Origin of the sequence: Candidatus Megaera polyxenophila, assembly GCF_029982035.1 — a bacterium.
GTDB lineage: Bacteria > Pseudomonadota > Alphaproteobacteria > Rickettsiales > Rickettsiaceae > Megaera > Megaera polyxenophila.
In genome coordinates this window covers 1,354,258-1,372,483 of sequence record NZ_CP104166.1, presented here as the reverse complement: position 1 = coordinate 1,372,483, position 18,226 = coordinate 1,354,258, and the positions used below count along the sequence as shown (strand labels likewise).

General features: G+C 32.5%; 20 protein-coding genes. 11 read left to right on the top strand and 9 right to left on the bottom strand.

Features of this window, described 5'->3' with window-relative positions:
* Positions 1-21: 21 nt before the first annotated feature.
* On the top strand, positions 22-2,193 hold the full coding sequence (locus N3Z16_RS07380; protein WP_282485990.1) for a ribonucleoside triphosphate reductase: 2,172 nt from the start codon (positions 22-24) through the stop codon (positions 2,191-2,193).
* Positions 2,194-2,215: 22 nt separating this feature from the next.
* Positions 2,216-2,953, top strand: a complete 738-nt coding sequence (locus tag N3Z16_RS07375) for an anaerobic ribonucleoside-triphosphate reductase activating protein (RefSeq protein WP_282485988.1) — start codon at positions 2,216-2,218, stop codon at positions 2,951-2,953.
* Positions 2,954-2,984: 31 nt separating this feature from the next.
* Here the strand turns inward: N3Z16_RS07375 and N3Z16_RS07370 are convergent, their stop codons facing one another.
* The 6 genes from N3Z16_RS07370 to N3Z16_RS07345 all read right to left on the bottom strand — a co-directional run bounded on the left by N3Z16_RS07370 (position 2,985) and on the right by N3Z16_RS07345 (position 7,809).
* The gene (locus tag N3Z16_RS07370; protein WP_282485987.1) at positions 2,985-3,722 is read right to left on the bottom strand and encodes a Crp/Fnr family transcriptional regulator; all 738 of its coding nucleotides are present in this window, start codon (positions 3,720-3,722) and stop codon (positions 2,985-2,987) included.
* A gap of 657 nt (positions 3,723-4,379) precedes the next feature.
* The gene (locus tag N3Z16_RS07365) at positions 4,380-4,949 is read right to left on the bottom strand and encodes a hypothetical protein (protein WP_282485986.1); all 570 of its coding nucleotides are present in this window, start codon (positions 4,947-4,949) and stop codon (positions 4,380-4,382) included.
* 163 nt (positions 4,950-5,112) lie between these two features.
* Positions 5,113-5,385 (bottom strand): GNAT family N-acetyltransferase, encoded by a 273-nt coding sequence (locus N3Z16_RS07360; protein WP_282485984.1) that lies wholly within the window; start codon positions 5,383-5,385, stop codon positions 5,113-5,115.
* An 18-nt stretch (positions 5,386-5,403) separates the two neighbouring features.
* On the bottom strand, positions 5,404-6,405 hold the full coding sequence (locus N3Z16_RS07355; protein ID WP_282485983.1) for a hypothetical protein: 1,002 nt from the start codon (positions 6,403-6,405) through the stop codon (positions 5,404-5,406).
* A gap of 278 nt (positions 6,406-6,683) precedes the next feature.
* On the bottom strand, positions 6,684-7,502 hold the full coding sequence (locus tag N3Z16_RS07350; RefSeq protein WP_282485683.1) for an IS3 family transposase: 819 nt from the start codon (positions 7,500-7,502) through the stop codon (positions 6,684-6,686).
* 7 nt (positions 7,503-7,509) lie between these two features.
* Positions 7,510-7,809: a transposase gene (locus N3Z16_RS07345; RefSeq protein WP_282485684.1), complete on the bottom strand. Its 300-nt coding sequence runs from the start codon at positions 7,807-7,809 to the stop codon at positions 7,510-7,512.
* Between the two features lie 99 nt (positions 7,810-7,908).
* Here N3Z16_RS07345 and N3Z16_RS07340 point away from each other — a divergent pair, with 99 nt between their 5' ends.
* The gene (locus tag N3Z16_RS07340; RefSeq protein ID WP_282485982.1) at positions 7,909-9,126 is read left to right on the top strand and encodes an IS256 family transposase; all 1,218 of its coding nucleotides are present in this window, start codon (positions 7,909-7,911) and stop codon (positions 9,124-9,126) included.
* Between the two features lie 66 nt (positions 9,127-9,192).
* Here the strand turns inward: N3Z16_RS07340 and N3Z16_RS07335 are convergent, their stop codons facing one another.
* Together N3Z16_RS07335 and N3Z16_RS07330 are read right to left on the bottom strand one after the other, a co-directional pair.
* Positions 9,193-10,710 carry an autotransporter outer membrane beta-barrel domain-containing protein gene (locus N3Z16_RS07335; RefSeq protein ID WP_282485981.1) on the bottom strand — a complete coding sequence of 506 codons (1,518 nt, stop codon included), beginning with the start codon at positions 10,708-10,710 and terminating at the stop codon, positions 9,193-9,195.
* Between the two features lie 124 nt (positions 10,711-10,834).
* Positions 10,835-12,670, bottom strand: a complete 1,836-nt coding sequence (locus N3Z16_RS07330) for a hypothetical protein (RefSeq protein ID WP_282485980.1) — start codon at positions 12,668-12,670, stop codon at positions 10,835-10,837.
* 181 nt (positions 12,671-12,851) lie between these two features.
* On the opposite strand from N3Z16_RS07330, the gene N3Z16_RS07325 reads away from it, so the two are divergent.
* From N3Z16_RS07325 to N3Z16_RS07300, 6 genes are all read left to right on the top strand, one after another.
* Positions 12,852-13,106 carry a hypothetical protein gene (locus N3Z16_RS07325; protein WP_282485543.1) on the top strand — a complete coding sequence of 85 codons (255 nt, stop codon included), beginning with the start codon at positions 12,852-12,854 and terminating at the stop codon, positions 13,104-13,106.
* 73 nt (positions 13,107-13,179) lie between these two features.
* On the top strand, positions 13,180-13,473 hold the full coding sequence (locus N3Z16_RS07320) for a transposase zinc-binding domain-containing protein (RefSeq protein WP_282485979.1): 294 nt from the start codon (positions 13,180-13,182) through the stop codon (positions 13,471-13,473).
* 33 nt (positions 13,474-13,506) lie between these two features.
* Entirely contained in the window at positions 13,507-13,815 is a 309-nt protein-coding gene (locus N3Z16_RS07315; protein ID WP_282485964.1) for a transposase, read from the top strand.
* Entirely contained in the window at positions 13,812-14,630 is an 819-nt protein-coding gene (locus N3Z16_RS07310; RefSeq protein ID WP_282485683.1) for an IS3 family transposase, read from the top strand. Before N3Z16_RS07315 ends, N3Z16_RS07310 begins: the two co-directional genes overlap by 4 nt.
* A 51-nt stretch (positions 14,631-14,681) precedes the next feature.
* Entirely contained in the window at positions 14,682-14,891 is a 210-nt protein-coding gene (locus N3Z16_RS07305) for a hypothetical protein (RefSeq protein WP_282485978.1), read from the top strand.
* Between the two features lie 7 nt (positions 14,892-14,898).
* On the top strand, positions 14,899-15,717 hold the full coding sequence (locus N3Z16_RS07300; RefSeq protein ID WP_282485683.1) for an IS3 family transposase: 819 nt from the start codon (positions 14,899-14,901) through the stop codon (positions 15,715-15,717).
* Between the two features lie 14 nt (positions 15,718-15,731).
* Here N3Z16_RS07300 and N3Z16_RS07295 read toward each other — a convergent pair whose 3' ends face one another.
* The gene (locus N3Z16_RS07295) at positions 15,732-16,913 is read right to left on the bottom strand and encodes a hypothetical protein (protein WP_282485977.1); all 1,182 of its coding nucleotides are present in this window, start codon (positions 16,911-16,913) and stop codon (positions 15,732-15,734) included.
* A 180-nt stretch (positions 16,914-17,093) separates the two neighbouring features.
* Here N3Z16_RS07295 and N3Z16_RS07290 point away from each other — a divergent pair, with 180 nt between their 5' ends.
* Together N3Z16_RS07290 and N3Z16_RS07285 are read left to right on the top strand one after the other, a co-directional pair.
* Positions 17,094-17,393: a transposase gene (locus N3Z16_RS07290; protein WP_282485684.1), complete on the top strand. Its 300-nt coding sequence runs from the start codon at positions 17,094-17,096 to the stop codon at positions 17,391-17,393.
* 7 nt (positions 17,394-17,400) lie between these two features.
* On the top strand, positions 17,401-18,219 hold the full coding sequence (locus tag N3Z16_RS07285) for an IS3 family transposase (protein WP_282485683.1): 819 nt from the start codon (positions 17,401-17,403) through the stop codon (positions 18,217-18,219).
* Positions 18,220-18,226: the final 7 nt, after the last annotated feature.

The window sequence follows — 18,226 nt, the reverse complement described above, 5'->3', positions numbered from 1 at the left end:
AAGTAATTTAATGAGGCCGTAATGAATGTCTTTGATAATAAGAAAATAACCAAAGAATCTCTAATTAATCATTTACCGATTTCAATATACAATAGCTTACAGGAAGCATTTTATAGTGCTAAAACCAGGATACCCAAGAAGTTCTTTATTAGTTTAATTTCAAGCTTAAAAAAGCAAAAAGAAACAGAAAATAATATAACATTAATTTACCACAATTTAGTTAAAGCGAAGTTGTTTAAAGTTTTGGAATATTTTATTCATTTTCAAAACGAGCAAAATCTAATTAATATGACAGCAACGGATACTAAAATTAGCTGTAAGGAAACCATAGAAGAATATATCAATAAAGAAGATTGGAGAATCAAAGCTAATGCGAACGTAAGTTATTCTAATGCGTCATTAATTAATCAAACGGCCGGAAAAATAATAGCAAATTTTTGGTTAGATAATGTTTATTCAGAAGAAGAAATGTTATCACATCGCATGGCAGATATTCATATTCATGACCTTGACAGCCTTACGGGATATTGCGCTGGTTGGAGTTTAAGGGTTCTTTTAAATGAGGGATTTAATGGTGTTTTAGGTAGGGTTTCAAGTCGTCCGCCAAAGCATTTTAATGAAGCATTAGGTCAAATAGCAAATTTCTTAGGCGTTGTACAGTCTGAATGGGCAGGTGCCCAAGCGCTTAGTTCTTTTGATACTTATCTTGCCCCATATGTATTTAAAGATAATCTTAATTTTTATCAGGTAAAAAGGTTATTAAGGAAATTTATTTATGACTTAAATATGCCTACCCGATGGGGACAAAGCCCATTTACTAATATTACCTTGGATTTCAAGATTCCAAAAGACCTTCAGGAGCAAATTCCCTGCATTAATAACGAGCATTTGTTTGAAAACTTACAAGATGATAAAGAAGTATTAACAAGAGCCAATGCAAGAAATGTAAACTCTCTGAAGGACTTAACTTATAAAAACTTTCAGCCTGAAATAGAAATTATAGATCAGGCTTTCTACGAAATAATGACGGAAGGGGATAGTAATAAACAGCCTTTTACGTTTCCTATACCTACAGTAAATATTACCGAAGATTTTGATTGGGATTCGAAAGCCGCTAAAGCTCTGTTTGATAATACTGCTAAAATGGGTAGTTCTTATTTTCAGAATTTTATCGGCAGTCAATACGTTTTAGATGATAAAGGGAACAAAATTCCTAATCCGGAAGCTTATTCCCCTGACTCTGTAAGAAGTATGTGCTGTCGCCTTCAACTGGATTTAAGGGAATTAGTAAAACGTGGAAACGGATTATTTGGCTCAGCAGAAATGACAGGTTCAATCGGTGTAACCACCATTAATATGGCAAGACTAGGGTATAAGTTTAAAAAGGATAAAAAGGGACTTTTTGATCAATTAAAGTATTTAATGAATTTATGTAAATCCGTATTGGAAAAAAGACGTAAATTTGTTCAGGAAATGTACAATCGTGGATTATATCCTTACACAGCTCGATACTTAAAAGATTTTAGAAACCATTTTAGTACTATAGGTGTTAATGGTATGAATGAGATGTTAATAAATTTCAGTGATAGCGCTTATGATATTGCTTCTGAGCAAGGTATAGAGTTGTGTTTAGAAATTCTGGAATTTATGCGTAAGGAACTAAAAAAATATCAAGAAGAAACCGGTAACCTCTACAACCTTGAAGCAACTCCCGCAGAAGGAGCTACTTACCGGTTTGCTAAAGAAGATAAAAAATACTTCCCTGATATTATCCAGTCCGGTTATTCCGAAAATATTTATTACACAAATAGTAGCCAACTTCCTGTTCATTTTACAGATGATCCATTTAAGGCTTTAGAAAAACAGGATAAATTACAATGTAAGTATACCGGCGGTACTGTTTTACATCTTTATACGAATGAAAATTTTACGTCTCCTATTGCCTGTAAAAATTTTGTAAAAACTGTAATTGAGAATTATAAATTACCATATATTACTGTTTCTCCCACTTTTTCTACATGTAACAAACACGGTTATCTCTCCGGTAATCAATTGGAATGTCCTTATTGCGGTCAGAAAGTCCTTACTTGGACAAGGGTTATGGGATACTACCGCCCTGTAGATAGTTTTAATGTGGGCAAAAAAGGGGAACACGAACAAAGAGTCTATTTTAAGCAAAGCTTCTCTAATTAAATTCAGGAGATAACCCACATCAATGCCAATAGAAACTACTTATTATAAAAAACCGCCGATTTATGATATTACCCCTTTTACGCTTCAAGATTTTCCAAATCTTAGTGCATGTATTTTGTGGTTTATCGGATGTAATTTTCGATGCCTTTATTGTCATAATCCGGACATCGTTTTAACAAATAAAGGGAAGAAACATGTAAACGAAATATGGCACTTTCTCCAGAGTAGACAAAAACTATTAGAAGGAGTGGTAGTATCAGGAGGAGAATGTACTCTATATCCCGGGTTAAAATTATTCTTGGAAAAGGTTAGGTTTTTAAACTTTAAAATCAAATTAGATACTAACGGGACAAATCCAACTATGATAAAAAGTTTATGCGAGCAAAAGCTGATAGATTATATAGCCCTAGATTATAAAGCTCCAGCAGGTAAATTTTTGCAAATAACAAAATGTAAAAATCAAAAAGCTGTTTTCCAAACCCTGGATTATTTATGTAGCAGTAATACACCTTTTGAGGTAAGAACTACTGTACATACAAGTATCTTAAATGAGGATGATATTAATCAAATAATAATTGACCTAGAGGCACGCAATTTCCTAGGTACTTATTATTTACAAAACTTTACTCAGTGTAAGACATTGTTTCCTTTGCCAGATCAAAAAAGGGAACTGGATTTTAATTTATTACACCAGCCTAGAGAATTTATTATAAAAGCTCGAGGATTTTTAGAGTCATCACCTAAATTGCCTTATAATTAAAATTTAACATTAATAAAGTTAATAATCCGAGCTACTGTAATAACGGGCATTCACTCTTATTATAACGAGGACAGCGAGGATATATACTAACATCACAAAAGCTACATAAAGACTTTATATTAGGCATTATTACCACGTCACTTTTTATTTGAAAACCCTTTTTCTTTAGATCATTCAATGCTCTAGAGAAAGTTTCAGCTTTCATCCCAAGATAAGATGCTATAATCCCCTTATTATATGGCAACTGTAATACATTTGAGAGAGCATAATTATTAGAAAATAGATTTAAAAGAAACCAACCAACTCTCTCTTCTGCAGCTTTAAGCCGTATATTGCCGATTTGAGAGGTAAGTGTTTCTAACTGCTTAGATAATAAATTTAATATATTTAGAGCAAAAAATTGGCAATTTTCTGCTAGTTTTTTAAGAGCTGCAACCGGAATACTTATTAAAGTAGTAGATGACATTGTTTGAATATTGACCTGGGACGGAGTATTAAGAATCATGGAAGATTCTATCAAAGTATTACCGGAGCTAAACAGTTGAACAACAGATTCTTCCCCTTCAAAGGATATCTTTGACAGTTTTATCCACCCGTTTAAAATAAGGTAAAAAGCTGAAGGATAATCACCTTCAAGCAAAAGCACTGTACCTTTTTTATATTTTTTTACTTGGGCATTTTCTAATAGTAATTTCAGTTTCTCTTCTTGAACCCCAGCTAGAAAAGAAAAAGTCTTAATAAGACTACATAACTTATTACCCTGGTACATTTTAATTTCCGACCAATTAGCTTGTTTTAATAAGCTTTTTTTAGTGCAACCCTTATCTGCCGTAATCTTATTTATCAATAGTGAGCTCAAATTTTGTAATACCAAATGTAATTTTTTTTCATAATTTACAATAGCTAGATGTATACGTCAAGCTAGTTAGTCATTACTATGACGAAACAGAGGGAGGCTAAGAGAAATTTTAGGTACAGTGGTTGGAAGCATAAATATTTATGCTTCCAACCTTATTACATTTCTCTTACTTATAATAAAATGTAGTAAATTTAAGCAGAATTACTGACTTTTAATAATTTTTTTAACAATCATATTATTCACAACTCAAGCTATGGCATTAAATATAGGCGGTATTGATATGGATAATAAAATAATTATTTGAGACAATGACGGTACGATAACCGGCTCTAAAGACCCGAGCGACGAAACCTCAAAGGCTAAAGTACTACTACCCAATGTTAAGCAGATTATGGAAGTTGCAAAATTCAATTTTGTAGTTTCTGGTTTTAAATCCCCTGAGGGTAAGGCGCAAAATTTTGATCCTGACCTTGTGGCGGAGAAATTTATAAGTCTGATGCAAAAGCTTCCAATTAGTGCTGCTGCTTTTTCGCCGGCTATTGGTGGTATAGCCTTTTTCGTGAGTTATTATTTTAATCTACTTTGCACCCAGCCTGCAATCTTCTTTGCTGTTTTAGCTACATCGTCTTTGCTGGTATCAATGATCTTGATATTAGCCTTCTGAGTCCAGGAACTAAGGTCATCTAAAGCACTCCAGTTTAAAGCGCTCCAGGAATTCTCTTTTATGGCCTGTAGATGCCAATGCGGATCGAAAAGATGCATACGAAGCCATGCAGCCCAGCTTAGCATATTTTGATCAGCTCCATATGTACCTCGTTTCCTTAGACGCTTGATACGTTCTATGTCACTTACGTCCAAAAAGCAAAAATTGATCTTGCTAAGCTGCGTAGCAGACGGGCAGGCAAATATTTCGCCAAGTACCATTTGGCCAAGTAGGCAGGCATCTTGGTTATCGCTTAACAGTTTCTGCAGCCATTTTTCAGTAGATTCTTGACGCCATTTTGTATCAGCATCTTTTGGTACTCCAATCTCATCAAAATCATATACGGCAATCCTCTTGCCCCAAAGTTCTTTTAAATGAGGCATGATAGCTGTTTTACCACTACCACTTGCTCCAGCCATAAAATATAGATTCATAAAACTTTCCTCATTTTAAGATGCGGGATTGTGTCCTTATCGAAATAATCACCTTCAGAAGCGTAATTGTTTTTGAGATAAAGGTTAACAGCCGAATCTCCTACATGACAATAGATAGAATGAATCCTTTGTCTCTTGCATAAGATTCGCAGAATTCCATCATTTACGATCCTATACCAGAATCTTGCAGGCCTTTTTTTTCAACGACCCTCTGAATCTTATAGGTTTTACCTTCAGGAATCAGAACCGCAGTGCTAACGACTTCATCATCTTGAAATCCCTCAATTTGAACATGATCTTTTTCTGCTTCTAATTCTTCAGGCAAAAAAGTTAGTCCCAAAGGTTTACGCAAGATCTCCTCACGTAATTTTACAGCTTTCTTAAATTCAGGAGAGCTATGCTTAATGATTTTGAAGGCTATATTATTCAGGTTCACAAATTTCTTTAAATACTATTATATTGCTGCATTTTCAAGTTTTAGAATAAGATTCTCTGATTTATTTATTATATTATCAATATCAAAATTTTTTTGTTGAGTTATTGTATTAGAATAGCGCTGTAGCATAACTAGATTATAATGAATATAACATTCGTCAAGATAATCTCTAAGTTTTTCAGATTCATTTAAATCAGCGCATATAAATAGCCCCTTATTACTAAAAGATATAAGTTTAGCAAGCTCTATTATTCCTTGATCAGCTGTTAATCCCCAGCTATCTATCTTACCAAAATAAGCATCAGATAACTTCTTGTTATTGGACATTGCTATTACTTGTATAAAAATTAAATCATATGCAGCATTCAAAGATTGTTTCTTCATATCGCCACTTTTTATAAAATTTCTTATAATTTTTTTATGAGTTTCAGAAAGCTTATTTGTATCCGCAAATGAGTATTTAGCTATTTCACATATTAATCCGTCTATAAAACTTAAATGCTCTTGTACTAAATCTAAAAATTTCTTAAACTTTTCCAAAGGCGATAAATGTGAATATTTATTTCTTACATATTGTATAAGAAATATTGAAGCCCAATCATGTAGTAAATAAAAGCTTTCTTGCTTTTGCAATGGTTGGTAATCCAAGGAATTATAGGCATCTACATATTTAGGAAGATATTGCTCAAGAAATATATTGAAAGCCATAATATTTTTCTCTTTTAGAGCGTCACATGACTCATAAAATGCTAAGCCTGGTGAGATATAGACATTTAAGAGCTTGCTAAAAATTTCTATTATTTGCTCTATTATAAAACAAACTCTGCTATCGAGAGATGGTTCTTTAAAAGTAAATTTTCTAATATTTGAAATAATATTTGTATCTAAAAATATTGTAGTCTCGATACCATTTTTAAAATTTTGAATGCATAATTCCGGAGTACATACGTTATTGATTGTTTTAAAAGAATCATTGGAAAGGTCATGATTCATACGAAATAGCTGAAGCTTTGTTTCCATAAAACACTTCTCTTAAATCGCTAAGAAGCGATAAATAGATCTTAATGCGTAAAGAAATTACGTCTTGATTTGGTATATTAATCTATCAAAAATAAATCAAACAAATCTGGCGGGGAATATGGAACACGTTGCGAACCTTAAACCGGAACCATAGGCTCGAGATTGGTTCTGTGCAATTGATTGTGTAAATTCTCATAAGTTATAATAAAAAAATTAAGGTGGCCCAATTTGTCTAGACTAAAAATCAGAAATTATGAGATATAATTTGCGTTATAATATTAGCCAATAATTTTTGTTAAATACACCTGTTCTGGAGTTAAATATTCCAAGGATTGGTGCATCCTTTTACTATTATAAAAAGTTATGTAATCTGTTATAGCATTTTTTACCTCCTTGACAGTATTTAAAATTATCAAATATATTTTTTCTTGTTTTAATGAACGCCAAAATCTTTCAATAAATACATTATCTAAAGCCCTACCTTTACCGTCCATGCTAATCTTGATTTCACGTTTAACAAGTTCGTAGATGAAATTTTTTGACGTAAATTGAGAACCTTGATCGGTATTAAAAACCTCAGGTTGACCGTGCTTTTCTAGGGCTTCTTCTAGTGCGTCGATGCAAAAATCACTTTCTAAGCTAATAGAAACCTTCCAGCTCAGAATATAACGGCTAAACCAATCAATAATGGCTACTAGATATACAAATCCTTGTGCCATTCTAATATAAGTTATATCGGTGCTCCATACCTGATTTGTCTTAGTAATTTCAACGCCTTTTAAAAGATAAGGATATACCTTATGAGCTTGGTTGCGCTTGCTTAAATTCATTTTAGGATAAATGGCTTCTATTGACATTATTCCGTAATAACGACTTACCGCTTTGCGACCAATAACAATTCCAAACGGTACAAGATGCTTGGACATTCTTCTGGCCCCGAAATACGGATGCTCTGTATAGATTTCATCAATTACTTTCATTATTTCTAAGTCTCTTGTAGTTATTCCTTTTGCCTTGTAATAATAAGTAGATTTATTAATTAAAAGTAGATCGCATTGCCTAACAATGCTTAGATTTATACAATTATTATCAATCATACTTTTCCTAGTTTCCAAGTCCAAACAATGTAGATTTTTTTTTCAGCCAGTCACGCTCAACGCTTAACTGTCCTATTTGTTCATATAATTGTTTTATCAAATCTTGATTGTCTGGATCTTTTGTTGCCGGCTTAACTTGAAAACCACTAACTAAATTTTCTATACCTCTTTTTTTCCATGCTTGTATTTGAGTTGCATGAACCCCGTACTTACTGCTTATTTGTGCTATTGTCATTTCAGCTTTTATTGCTTCTATAACAATTTTTGTTTTTTCCGTCGCACTATATTGCTTCGCTTTTTTAGACATATAATTTCCATTTCCTTGTTGTGAAATTATATCTCATTCTTCATTTTTAGCAGTCCAGTTTTTGGGTACCATTATAAATTATAATTTAAGGAGAGATAAATGACTAAAAATATACAAACTGACAAACTAAATGCAGCAATAGATATGCTAATAGAAAGTGATGCGGATTTATCAAATGTACTTGGGAAAGAAGGTTTAATTAAACAACTTAGCAAACGTATTTTAGAACATGCTTTAGAAGCAGAAATGCAAAGCCATTTAGGCTACGAACGCTATAGTAGATCTGAGGTAGAAAATGCACGAAATGGTAGTTATCAAAAGAATTTAATAACCAATAACGGTCAGATAGAACTTAATGTTCCAAGAGACAGGAAGGGACAATTTGAACCTATAATTGTCAAAAAGAAGCAAAGCCGAATAGACGGTTTAGATGAAAAAATAATATCCTTGTATGCTAAAGGTATGAGTATATCAGATATCAAGATTCAATTAGAGGAATTATACGGAGCTGAAGTAAGTGAATCTCTAATTAGTAGAGTAACTGACGATGTAATTGATGAAGTTAAATCTTGGCAAGGTAGAGCTTTAGAGTCTGTATACCCAATAGTATTTTTTGATTGTTTAGTAGTTAAGGTAAGACAGGATAAGCGAATTATCAATAAGGCTGTATATATAGCGTTAGGAATTGATTTATCGGGTCATAAGGATATTCTTGGGTTATGGATCAGCGATAATGAAGGAGCTAAGTTCTGGTTAAATAATTTAACCGAAATGAAGAACAGAGGCTTATTAGACATTCTCATTGCCTGCAGCGATAATTTGACTGGTATGTCGGAAGCTATATCGGCAGTATATCCAAAGTGTGAGCATCAACTCTGTATTGTGCACCAAATCAGAAATAGTTTAAAATTTGTCTCATATAAAGATCGTAAAAAATTGGCAGCTGATCTAAAGCCTATATATCAGGCTATTACTGAGGAGGAGGCACAAGAAGCTCTTGAAAGTTTTGAAGTTAAATGGGGTAAAAATTATCCTCAGATAGCCAAATCCTGGTATAATAATTGGGATAATTTAATGATATTTTTACAATATCCTGAAGCAATCCGTAAAATTATTTATACTACCAATACCATAGAATCCTTGAATAACCAGCTAAGAAAAGTAACAAAAAATAAGCGGGTTTTTCCAAGTGATGAATCGGTTTTTAAGACTTTGTACTTGACTATAGATTACATTACGCGAAAATGGAGTATGCCCATCCAAAATTGGAATGAAGCCATGGCTCATTTTTTGATAAAATTTGAGGATAGAATTTAAGGTACTTATGGCTGAATTTACACAATGAATTCAAAAGACTCTCGAGATTATCAATATCCACCTTTACTAAAAAGGAAGTATAGCGCTAATATATCCGGTATGTGAATAGTATTTTTTACTTTTACCAAAATCATATCCTATTTCTATATTTACATGCCTTGATCTTTTTATTTTTAATGAACCACCTACTTTGTAAAGTGTTTTCTGTAATTTACTTGATGGGGTAATAAGTGGCTCTGTACCATCTAAAATTGTTATTGTAGTGTTATCGTTATTGGAACTAAGCGTATTCATATATTTCACATGTATTTCAGGTATTATTAAATATGAATCCAGTTCAATTGCTTTGCTTACCTTTATGCCAAGTAACCCAGTGGTTTTATCTACCTTTCTTGCTGCTACTCCTCTGTTAAAACCAGCTCCTTTTTCTTGATACTTCCTTATATGTAACTCATCATATGTAATACCTATGCTTGGTATTACGTGAATCTTTCCTTGGGTTATATGATCATAATATAATTCCAGTTTACCACCATATAGATCCCCCTCAGTTCTTGCATACGAAATATCTCCACTTAAGTTCATATTATGCCTTGATTTATTAACATAACTTTTTCCATATCTAGCTTGCGTATCTATAAATATATTTTTATTCAATTCATAAAACCCATAAACAGTTGCAATATGGTTATTTATCTTTTCTTTTGCATCATTGCTTTTTACATTATCCTGAATAAATGCATAGGCAAGCCCTACCGAATTACCCATAAGATCCAGGCCTACAACTACACCTTGCTGATCTGATTTATAAGCTTGTACTAACTTATATTGACTTTGTTTTGCATGTGATTTTAAGCCTTTAATCCATACTTCATCTTCTGCCGTAATTTCATCACCAGCTGAAACTGAATAACCATCTAAGTTAACTGATGTCATTCTTGTATCAATTATCTGATCGAGACTTATCAGATCGGTTAATATGGTATCAGTTGTTAATGTATCCGGTTTTTGTATTGGCGTAAAATCACCTACATTTTTTGCAATTTCCGGATCGGTAAAATACAACTGCTTTTGTTGATTTAGTGATTGTATGGCATTATTGATTCCTACCTTTAATCCTCTTACTACAGCTTCTTGAGCATAAATATTCCTTTTAATCTCACTTACTGATATATTTGTTTGATTCCCTCCTTGTAGTTCTTTCTCAAGTTTGCTTATTTGTGAATTTATCCCAGCTATTTGCTGATTTGTACTAACTATTAACGTACTTATCTCGTTTATTACTTCTTTTAGGGCTTCCTGCATCTCTGGAGAATGATTTAATACTTTAAGCTCTTTGCTATTTAGCAAATTCTGATACTCAGGTAAATTACTTATCGTTGATAATTCAGTGTTTTGTGTTCTATTATATGTTTCCAGAAGTTTTGGGGTACTTGTAAATATCTCATCAACCTTAGTTTTCAGTTTTTGTCCTATAATGGCTCTAAATTGTAAAGCTTCGCTATTTATATTTGATGTAGCAAATATTGTTCCAAGTAATAAAGTAATAATCAATATCAATTGGAATATTACTTGCTTTAACATGTTTTTCATAAATCTCTAATTGTTTCTTATTTATTATACTCTACCTTTATTACATATTTTATGGAATAATGGTATACTTACTGTAGTTTTTAAATATTTTATTTTGATCTAACTTAGTGCTAAACTAGACTATGATATCTATTGCAAAATCAACCAGTAAATCTGATCCAGATGATTCTTCTGTCCCTATATAACCTATATTGTCCATATAATCAGAAGAACTGCAAATAAATTCCATAATACCCATATCTTCCGGTATTAAATCCTTGCTTACCGGATTTATTACCAGATTACTATATTGATTTTCTAGAGCGTCACTGTTAAGTAATTCACGCTCTACCAATAATGAATGGTATGAAATAGCCTCCTCCTGAGATAGCCTTTGTCCTGTCAAACAAAACATGAAGTCTTCTATTACCTCAGGACCGCAGTTAGCATACTTTTGAGTTTCTAATGTTAATTGCTTGGTATCTAATCGATATTCTCTGAATATCTGTGCTAAGGCAGATGGTATCTGCTGGTTTTCTGGATCAATATAGTAAAGCATAGTACCGCTTTCCTGCTTTGTAAACATTAACCCGGCAGCATGCTTGTTAAATAAGTTCAAAGGAGCAAGTATCACCGGTGCATTTATTGCACTTAATTCTACTAATAACTTATCCATATTATTATTACTACTATCTATAAATGAATAATTATTACTTACTACCTTGACATCGGCTATTCCGGCATCCTTTATCCGCAATTTTAATATGGAATTAATAGCATCTAGTGTATATTTACCAAAATAGTGGTGTATTCCGTTGATATTCTCATGTCCGTTTATATCATTACCGGCTAGAGCAGGTTCATCAGTAACACTCTTTAGTATTCCCTTGGGCATAATATTTCCAAGCTTTTCTGCAAAAACTTTAACATCATTGGTAATCTGCATAGTAGGTGATTCAAATAATCCGCTCTTACTTACTTTCCCACTAATACTTTCAGATACGTACTGAGCCACTTTGCGCAGGATTTTTAAACTCTTTGTCGTACTTCCAAATCCAAATGAAAGTATATCCAATAAATGATCAGATTCTTCCTGCTGCGATAAAACAACCTTCGTAATATCAAAAATACCAGTATCTATTAAATCATTTGAAGTAGGAACTGACTTCTTGGTAAAACTGAATTTTAAGGCACTGCTAGCAAATAAACCGGCAACTTGGCCTATTGCCGATCTAGTTGTTGGACTATTTACACTAACAATAGGTAATTCATCTAATCTGTAAAAAGAATCTTCACCTAAATTCCTTATTTGAGCTAGTTCCTCATCATGGATTTTGAATCCCGAGCTATTAACTCCTTTTGTTAATTCACTTAAATTACCCTTGCTGCTTATGCATATATCTGCATTCCTGGTATTATTGATAAATTCAATTAAACCATTTACATGGTGCAATTGTAATTGTAATACGGCATATTGTGATTCCATATGCTTTAACATACAATTCTTGCCGTTGTTATTTAAGTCTTTTTTAAGTAACAATATTTGATGGAAATCTTCTGAATCAATTATGCTTTCCAAGAATTTTATTCTTTGATTTAATACTCTTTGGGTATCCTCAAGATATTCTTTGGCCTTTTCTTTATATCCATTATCATAATCTTTGCTATCTATGATACCATTCGCCAATTGCTCTAGTCTGTTTCTTTGCCAGCTGCTAATCATGATTTCAAAATGTTTCATGCTTGCAAGTAATCCAGGGTCATCATTTATGCACTCCTGATTTAAAACACCTTTTGCTCTGTCATATAGTTTGTATCCTATTTCTTCTATTGATAAAATAGAATCAATATATCTAGTTGCAAAATATGGGTTAAAAAACTGATGCTCATAATCTTTAACACTAGCTGCTGCCTCCCTTAACCTATCAAATACTTGCCTAATCTTAACAGGATCTCGCTCATCAAATGCCAAGGCCCACTGTAGCCTTAAATCTTCTAGGACAAGATAAGCCACCTATCGGTGGCAGCTTAAAAGAAGATACTCTTGACCGATAAATATTTATGGAGGATTATAATACTGGTATTTGATTTGTTTTAACTTGAGTTATAAAGACTGAATGTTAGACATACATAAGATAATATATAATTGAGTTATGAGTAACTTGCACTCTGAGCAGCATTTGGTCAATGAATTAGCGGTAAAAACTCTTAAGGCCATTTCTAAAGAGCAAGCAATTCCTTACAGCAGGATCAAAAAGATTTTTTCCGAAGGAGATAAGGAAATAGCCAAGGCTTTCTGGATAATGTTGCGAAAAATATCTCCCAATCATAAGTATAATTCTGTTTACTATTGCCCTGATTGTAAAGAATTTGATTTAGAACGCAAAGGAAGAAAGATTCCTTGGTAAGAAAACATTAACTATAAGTAATTTATGGAAATAGTCGGTAAAGGAATATCTATAAAACATATTTTTCTAGACCGTGGTAATTGGTCTCGATTTCGCTAAAAAATACGGCAAGCTAAGATACGGCATTATTTTCAACGTCACTAAAGTTATATCGTGTGGAACGAAATATTTAGGATTTAAACGTTATAGCTGCCGTGATTGTAACCGCAATAAATCGGTAGCATTCAGCTGTAAAGGTAGGTTTTGTTCTCGTTGTGGTAAGAAACAAACGGATCAATGGGTGAGTAAGGCTAGCAATGTTCTACCAAAAACACGATGGCAGCATATAATGGTACCCAAAAACTGGACTGCTAAAAATGAAGAATGAGATATAATTTCACAACAAGGAAATGGAAATTATATGTCTAAAAAAGCGAAGCAATATAGTGCGACGGAAAAAACAAAAATTGTTATAGAAGCAATAAAAGCTGAAATGACAATAGCACAAATAAGCAGTAAGTACGGGGTTCATGCAACTCAAATACAAGCATGGAAAAAAAGAGGTATAGAAAATTTAGTTAGTGGTTTTCAAGTTAAGCCGGCAACAAAAGATCCAGACAATCAAGATTTGATAAAACAATTATATGAACAAATAGGACAGTTAAGCGTTGAGCGTGACTGGCTGAAAAAAATCTACATTGTTTGGACTTGGAAACTAGGAAAAGTATGATTGATAATAATTGTATAAATCTAAGCATTGTTAGGCAATGCGATCTACTTTTAATTAATAAATCTACTTATTATTACAAGGCAAAAGGAATAACTACAAGAGACTTAGAAATAATGAAAGTAATTGATGAAATCTATACAGAGCATCCGTATTTCGGGGCCAGAAGAATGTCCAAGCATCTTGTACCGTTTGGAATTGTTATTGGTCGCAAAGCGGTAAGTCGTTATTACGGAATAATGTCAATAGAAGCCATTTATCCTAAAATGAATTTAAGCAAGCGCAACCAAGCTCATAAGGTATATCCTTATCTTTTAAAAGGCGTTGAAATTACTAAGACAAATCAGGTATGGAGCACCGATATAACTTATATTAGAATGGCACAAGGATTTGTATATCTAGTAGCCATTATTGATTGGTTTAGCCGTTATATTCTGAGCTGGAAGGTTTCTATTAGCTTAGAAAGTGATTTTTGCATCGACGCACTAGAAGAAGCCCTAGAAAAGCACGGTCAACCTGAGGTTTTTAATACCGATCAAGGTTCTCAATTTACGTCAAAAAATTTCATCTACGAACTTGTTAAACGTGAAATCAAGATTAGCATGGACGGTAAAGGTAGGGCTTTAGATAATGTATTTATTGAAAGATTTTGGCGTTCATTAAAACAAGAAAAAATATATTTGATAATTTTAAATACTGTCAAGGAGGTAAAAAATGCTATAACAGATTACATAACTTTTTATAATAGTAAAAGGATGCACCAATCCTTGGAATATTTAACTCCAGAACAGGTGTATTTAACAAAAATTATTGGCTAATATTATAACGCAAATTATATCTCATAATTTCTGATTTTTAGTCTAGACAAATTGGGCCACCTTAGGGTTCATGCAACTCAAATACAAGCATGGAAAAAAAGAGGTATAGAAAATTTAGTTAGTGGTTTTCAAGTTAAGCCGGCAACAAAAGATCCAGACAATCAAGATTTGATAAAACAATTATATGAACAAATAGGACAGTTAAGCGTTGAGCGTGACTGGCTGAAAAAAAAATCTACATTGTTTGGACTTGGAAACTAGGAAAAGTATGATTGATAATAATTGTATAAATCTAAGCATTGTTAGGCAATGCGATCTACTTTTAATTAATAAATCTACTTATTATTACAAGGCAAAAGGAATAACTACAAGAGACTTAGAAATAATGAAAGTAATTGATGAAATCTATACAGAGCATCCGTATTTCGGGGCCAGAAGAATGTCCAAGCATCTTGTACCGTTTGGAATTGTTATTGGTCGCAAAGCGGTAAGTCGTTATTACGGAATAATGTCAATAGAAGCCATTTATCCTAAAATGAATTTAAGCAAGCGCAACCAAGCTCATAAGGTATATCCTTATCTTTTAAAAGGCGTTGAAATTACTAAGACAAATCAGGTATGGAGCACCGATATAACTTATATTAGAATGGCACAAGGATTTGTATATCTAGTAGCCATTATTGATTGGTTTAGCCGTTATATTCTGAGCTGGAAGGTTTCTATTAGCTTAGAAAGTGATTTTTGCATCGACGCACTAGAAGAAGCCCTAGAAAAGCACGGTCAACCTGAGGTTTTTAATACCGATCAAGGTTCTCAATTTACGTCAAAAAATTTCATCTACGAACTTGTTAAACGTGAAATCAAGATTAGCATGGACGGTAAAGGTAGGGCTTTAGATAATGTATTTATTGAAAGATTTTGGCGTTCATTAAAACAAGAAAAAATATATTTGATAATTTTAAATACTGTCAAGGAGGTAAAAAATGCTATAACAGATTACATAACTTTTTATAATAGTAAAAGGATGCACCAATCCTTGGAATATTTAACTCCAGAACAGGTGTATTTAACAAAAATTATTGGCTAATATTATAACGCAAATTATATCTCATAATTTCTGATTTTTAGTCTAGACAAATTGGGCCACCTTATTAGTAAAGCATCAAAACTAGTTTTATCTGCTAAAGATGGGCTATCTGATATCTGAACTATCTTCTTAAGAGCCGCTACTATTTCATCTTTCGCAAAAGATTGATTATCTAGTAATTCTATGATTTTATCACCACTTAATACAATTTTTCTACGCCCCAAGCAGAATTCCTGTATTTCAGCTTTTTTGCCAAAAAATATTGCTTCATTTTTAACGTCTTTGAATCTTTGCTCTAAAAATGCATGATCTACGCTTAATTTCTCATATACTTCAAGGTGAGTTAGTATATAGTTTATCTGTTCTTCTTTAAGTAATGTTTTATCTCTTATCACCTGTACTAACTGATGCTTAGCAAAAATATTACCACCAACATTAAAGCCTAATTGCATCAGTAAAGAATTAAAATTATTTTGCTCTGTATTATAAGACTCTTCAGCTATATCAATTATCTTCTTAAGAGCTGCTATTACTTCATCTTTTGCAAAAGATTGATTATCTAGTAATTCTATAGTTTTATCATTCCCTAATACAATTTTTCTAAGTCCCAAGCAAAATTCCTGTATTTCAGCTTTCTTACCAAAAAACATTGCTTCATTTTTAACGTCTTTGAGTCTTTGCTCTAAAAATGCATGATCTATAGTTAATAATTCACTAGTAAGTATATCTTTGATCATATCTCCATGATCACAAAACACTGGATGGTCTAGTTGTCCTAATAGTTTTTGTGAAATATCACCAGCTATTTTAATTACTTCTTCTACTTTAATCAGAGTGGCTGTATCTTCTATAAACTTCTTTTTGGTATAAATTGCAGTTTCAAAAGAAGAGGACTGTATTTCCCTATGTTTATAGCCCCAAGACTGTTTTTGAGAATTAGTTAATGAACGCATTAAATCATCTAAAACTTGTTCTTTACAATATCGGAATACATCAGGAAATGCTATAAGCTCAGTATCTGTTACTCTCTCACCTAAATTATCTGTTTTTTTAAAAAGTTGCCTTTCTGAAATAATTTTTGTGCTTTCTAAAATTTGTAGTATTTTTTGATATGTTTCATATTCTTCATTTTTATATGTAATATAGCTATCATCATGGGTCGTAATAAATTTAATAGCATTATCATAATTTGCCAATTCTAAAGATGGTTTTTGTAAAAGATATGTTTCTGGCAGTTTAGGGAGCGCTTTATAATCTTCAAGCCATTGTTCAAAGTTCAGTTTCTTTTGTTGTAGTATTCTATAATGGTACCCAAAAACTGGACTGCTAAAAATGAAGAATGAGATATAATTTCACAACAAGGAAATGGAAATTATATGTCTAAAAAAGCGAAGCAATATAGTGCGACGGAAAAAACAAAAATTGTTATAGAAGCAATAAAAGCTGAAATGACAATAGCACAAATAAGCAGTAAGTACGGGGTTCATGCAACTCAAATACAAGCATGGAAAAAAAGAGGTATAGAAAATTTAGTTAGTGGTTTTCAAGTTAAGCCGGCAACAAAAGATCCAGACAATCAAGATTTGATAAAACAATTATATGAACAAATAGGACAGTTAAGCGTTGAGCGTGACTGGCTGAAAAAAAAATCTACATTGTTTGGACTTGGAAACTAGGAAAAGTATGATTGATAATAATTGTATAAATCTAAGCATTGTTAGGCAATGCGATCTACTTTTAATTAATAAATCTACTTATTATTACAAGGCAAAAGGAATAACTACAAGAGACTTAGAAATAATGAAAGTAATTGATGAAATCTATACAGAGCATCCGTATTTCGGGGCCAGAAGAATGTCCAAGCATCTTGTACCGTTTGGAATTGTTATTGGTCGCAAAGCGGTAAGTCGTTATTACGGAATAATGTCAATAGAAGCCATTTATCCTAAAATGAATTTAAGCAAGCGCAACCAAGCTCATAAGGTATATCCTTATCTTTTAAAAGGCGTTGAAATTACTAAGACAAATCAGGTATGGAGCACCGATATAACTTATATTAGAATGGCACAAGGATTTGTATATCTAGTAGCCATTATTGATTGGTTTAGCCGTTATATTCTGAGCTGGAAGGTTTCTATTAGCTTAGAAAGTGATTTTTGCATCGACGCACTAGAAGAAGCCCTAGAAAAGCACGGTCAACCTGAGGTTTTTAATACCGATCAAGGTTCTCAATTTACGTCAAAAAATTTCATCTACGAACTTGTTAAACGTGAAATCAAGATTAGCATGGACGGTAAAGGTAGGGCTTTAGATAATGTATTTATTGAAAGATTTTGGCGTTCATTAAAACAAGAAAAAATATATTTGATAATTTTAAATACTGTCAAGGAGGTAAAAAATGCTATAACAGATTACATAACTTTTTATAATAGTAAAAGGATGCACCAATCCTTGGAATATTTAACTCCAGAACAGGTGTATTTAACAAAAATTATTGGCTAATATTATA

Bases quoted from the DNA above. Each gene is read 5' to 3' on its own strand.
- N3Z16_RS07355 (WP_282485983.1), bottom strand. From the start codon at position 6,405: ATGGAAACAAAGCTTCAGCTATTTCGTATGAATCATGACCTTTCCAAT.
- N3Z16_RS07350 (WP_282485683.1), bottom strand. From the start codon at position 7,502: ATGATTGATAATAATTGTATAAATCTAAGCATTGTTAGGCAATGCGAT.
- N3Z16_RS07300 (WP_282485683.1), top strand. From the start codon at position 14,899: ATGATTGATAATAATTGTATAAATCTAAGCATTGTTAGGCAATGCGAT.
- N3Z16_RS07325 (WP_282485543.1), top strand. From the start codon at position 12,852: ATGAGTAACTTGCACTCTGAGCAGCATTTGGTCAATGAATTAGCGGTA.
- N3Z16_RS07315 (WP_282485964.1), top strand. From the start codon at position 13,507: ATGTCTAAAAAAGCGAAGCAATATAGTGCGACGGAAAAAACAAAAATT.
- N3Z16_RS07365 (WP_282485986.1), bottom strand. From the start codon at position 4,949: ATGAATCTATATTTTATGGCTGGAGCAAGTGGTAGTGGTAAAACAGCT.
- N3Z16_RS07335 (WP_282485981.1), bottom strand. From the start codon at position 10,710: ATGTTAAAGCAAGTAATATTCCAATTGATATTGATTATTACTTTATTA.
- N3Z16_RS07290 (WP_282485684.1), top strand. From the start codon at position 17,094: ATGTCTAAAAAAGCGAAGCAATATAGTGCGACGGAAAAAACAAAAATT.
- N3Z16_RS07340 (WP_282485982.1), top strand. From the start codon at position 7,909: ATGACTAAAAATATACAAACTGACAAACTAAATGCAGCAATAGATATG.
- N3Z16_RS07380 (WP_282485990.1), top strand. From the start codon at position 22: ATGAATGTCTTTGATAATAAGAAAATAACCAAAGAATCTCTAATTAAT.
- N3Z16_RS07310 (WP_282485683.1), top strand. From the start codon at position 13,812: ATGATTGATAATAATTGTATAAATCTAAGCATTGTTAGGCAATGCGAT.
- N3Z16_RS07345 (WP_282485684.1), bottom strand. From the start codon at position 7,809: ATGTCTAAAAAAGCGAAGCAATATAGTGCGACGGAAAAAACAAAAATT.
- N3Z16_RS07375 (WP_282485988.1), top strand. From the start codon at position 2,216: ATGCCAATAGAAACTACTTATTATAAAAAACCGCCGATTTATGATATT.
- N3Z16_RS07285 (WP_282485683.1), top strand. From the start codon at position 17,401: ATGATTGATAATAATTGTATAAATCTAAGCATTGTTAGGCAATGCGAT.
- N3Z16_RS07370 (WP_282485987.1), bottom strand. From the start codon at position 3,722: ATGTACCAGGGTAATAAGTTATGTAGTCTTATTAAGACTTTTTCTTTT.